Origin of the sequence: Bradyrhizobium sp. (genome assembly GCF_035273305.1) — a bacterium.
In the GTDB taxonomy this organism is placed as follows: domain Bacteria; phylum Pseudomonadota; class Alphaproteobacteria; order Rhizobiales; family Xanthobacteraceae; genus Bradyrhizobium.
In genome coordinates this window covers 1-2,878 of sequence record NZ_DATEPI010000175.1, presented here as the reverse complement: position 1 = coordinate 2,878, position 2,878 = coordinate 1, and the positions used below count along the sequence as shown (strand labels likewise).

At 64.0% G+C, this 2,878-nt stretch carries 3 protein-coding genes; 1 reads left to right on the top strand and 2 read right to left on the bottom strand.

The window, feature by feature from the left end; all coding sequences use genetic code 11:
* Positions 1–467: 467 nt before the first annotated feature.
* Both VJV58_RS12345 and VJV58_RS12340 read right to left on the bottom strand, forming a co-directional pair.
* On the bottom strand, positions 468–1,235 hold the full coding sequence (locus VJV58_RS12345; protein ID WP_324137629.1) for a phosphatidylcholine/phosphatidylserine synthase: 768 nt from the start codon (positions 1,233–1,235) through the stop codon (positions 468–470).
* Positions 1,232–1,972 (bottom strand): phosphatidylserine decarboxylase, encoded by a 741-nt coding sequence (locus VJV58_RS12340; protein ID WP_324137628.1) that lies wholly within the window; start codon positions 1,970–1,972, stop codon positions 1,232–1,234. The genes VJV58_RS12345 and VJV58_RS12340 overlap by 4 nt, the downstream gene beginning before the upstream one ends.
* Before the next feature lie 105 nt (positions 1,973–2,077).
* Here VJV58_RS12340 and VJV58_RS12335 point away from each other — a divergent pair.
* The coding region (locus tag VJV58_RS12335; RefSeq protein ID WP_324137627.1) for an NADP-dependent isocitrate dehydrogenase at positions 2,078–2,878 on the top strand (801 nt) is incomplete at its 3' end.

Below are 2,878 nucleotides of genomic sequence, written 5' to 3'. Positions count from 1 at the left end.
GGGTTCCAGCGGTGGGTCTGGTGGCCGAAATGCGCTCCGGCCTCGAGCAATTGCTGCATGGTGACGACCGTGGCCGCCATAGTCTTTCTCCTTCCGGTTCTGCCTCGACGGAGCCGAATGACCGGCCTTGCGGCCGGCACCGGTATGTAAGCTCCGCCTGTGGGATGCGCGGCGACCTAGACGAACTCGCCCGCGCTTTCAAGGCTTTGGGACGTGGCCTGGGCGGGCACTTGACATGAAAGAACAAACAGAGAACAACGTGTCGCCTCGAAGGAGGCTGAACGTGATGACTGCAGTTCTGGGCACCCTGCCCTTCCTCGCCACTTTGTGGCTTCTCGTGGTCCTGGGTGCAGCGGTTCTTGAGGAAAGCGGCGCCAAGATCGCCGCTGCCCTCAAGGGCGAGCCCAAGCGACAGCCTTTCACGCCGTCGGCAGGACGAACGCGCACATGGATTGCAGTGCGGACGCCTAGGTGCGTGCGCGCACCGCTCCGCGCCGCCGCTTGACCCGCTCGTAGCTGGCGAACGCGACGGGGATCATCAAGAGATAGACCAGAGCCAGTGCCAACAAGGTCACCCATGGCGCAACGATGAGGGCCGCCCCGAACAGCGCGATACCGGCGAGCGCAAACATTCGCCACGCGGGGCGGATGCGGATGCTCGCCCAGCTGTAGGTCGGCAGGCTCGAGATCATCAGGGCGGCGATGAACAGCGTCCATGCGATAACGCCCGGCCACGCCTGGAAACGGTTGTCGCCGGTGATCAGCCACAGATAGATCGGAACGAACGCCAGCCCCGCACCCGCAGGCGCCGGCACGCCGGTGTTGAAGCCCGCGGACTTGTGCGGCTGCTCGGCGGCATCGAGCCGGGCGTTGAAGCGCGCAAGACGCAGGGCACAGCAGACGGCGAGTGCCAACGCTGCAATCCACCCGAAACGCGGGGCCATGCGGAGCGACCACAGGAACAGGATCAGCGCCGGCGCGGTGCCGAACGCGATATTGTCGCTGAGCGAATCCAGTTCAGCCCCGAACTTGCTCTGCGCGCGCAGGAGCCGCGCAATCCGGCCATCGAGGCCGTCGAGCACGCCGGCGAGGACGATCGACCCCAACGCCCTTTCCCAATGGCCGCTGATCGCCAGGCTGACGCCGGTGAGACCGAAGCATAGCGCAAGCGCGGTGATCGCGTTGGGGATCATCGCCCGGAACGGGATCCGCCGTGGATCCCGGTCGTCAATCACTGGCTGAGCCCGGTCAGCGCGGCATCGCTCCCGATTTCCGCGATGATCGTTTCACCGGCAATCGAACGCTGCCCGAGCAGCACCTTGGGCGAGGTCCCGGCCGGCAGGAAAACGTCGACACGACTGCCGAAGCGGATCAGCCCGACACGCTGGCCAGCGTCAACCACGTCACCCTCGCGCACGAACGACAGAATGCGCCGCGCGACCAGGCCGGCGATCTGCGTGAATCCGATCCGCAGACCGTCCGAGCTCTCGATCAGGAAGTGCTGGCGCTCATTGTCCTCGCTCGCCTTGTCGAGATCGGCGTTGACGAACTTGCCCGGGACGTAAGCGATGCGCTTCACCCGTCCGGTGATCGGGGCGCGGTTGATGTGCACGTCGAAGACGCTCATGAAAATCGACACGCGCGTGTATTCGCCGTCGGCCAGTCCATCGGGCCCGCGGAGCTCCGGGGGCGGGCCAACCCTCGCGATCATCGTGATGAGGCCGTCGGCAGGCGCGACGATCAGCTTGTCGCCGCGGGGTGTCGTCCGCACCGGATCGCGGAAGAAGGTGGCGACCCAGATCGTGCCGCCGACCAGCACCCAACCGAGGAAATGGCTGACCAGCGTATAGAGCGCGAGCGTGACCGCGGCGGCGATGACCACATATTTGCGCCCCTCCGGATGGACCGAGGGGAAGCGCCACTTGACGGTGGTCGTCGGCAGCGGGCTGTCGTGCTTGTCGAGCGCGGGCATGGGGCGAATGCATTAGAGACGGTAAGCGTCACGCACAACGCTCCGGTTGCACGCGCTACCGGCGCAATCTAAGGCGCCGCCAACTCCTAAAAATCGGGAAGGCAAATGGCCAAGATCAAGGTGAAGAACCCGGTCGTCGAGCTCGACGGCGACGAGATGACGCGCATCATCTGGCAGTGGATTCGCGAGCGGCTGGTCCAGCCCTATCTCGACGTCGATCTGCTCTATTTCGATCTCTCGATCGAGAACCGCGACGCGACCGACGACCAAGTCACGGTCGATGCGGCGAATGCCATCAAGCAGCACGGCGTAGGCGTCAAATGCGCGACCATCACGCCGGATGAGGCTCGTGTTCAGGAATTCGGGCTCAAGAAGATGTGGAAGTCGCCCAACGGCACGATCCGCAACATTCTCGGCGGCTGCATCTTCCGCGAGCCGATCGTCATTTCGAACGTGCCGCGGCTGATCCCGGGCTGGACGGACCCGATCGTCGTCGGCCGCCACGCCTTCGGAGACCAGTATCGCGCGACGGACTTTCGTGTGCCCGGACCCGGCAAGCTGACGATGAAGTGGGTTGGGACCGATGGGCAGGAGCTCGACTTCGACGTTTTCGACTTTCCCGGCTCAGGCGTGGCCATGGGGATGTACAATCTGGACGCATCGATCCGCGACTTCGCACACGCCTGCTTCAACTACAGCCTCGGCCGGCAGTGGCCCCTGTATCTCTCCACGAAGAACACCATCCTGAAAGCCTATGACGGCCGGTTCAAGGACATCTTCCAGGAGATTTACGACAGCGAATACAAAGCGAAGTTCGAGAAAGCTGGTATCGAATATCAACACCGCTTGATCGACGACATGGTTGCGTCCGCGCTGAAGTGGAGCGGCAAGTTCGTATGGGCTTGC

Excerpts from the sequence above, each read along its gene's own strand:
- VJV58_RS12340 (WP_324137628.1), bottom strand. The coding sequence starts at position 1,972 with ATGCCCGCGCTCGACAAGCACGACAGCCCGCTGCCGACGACCACCGTC.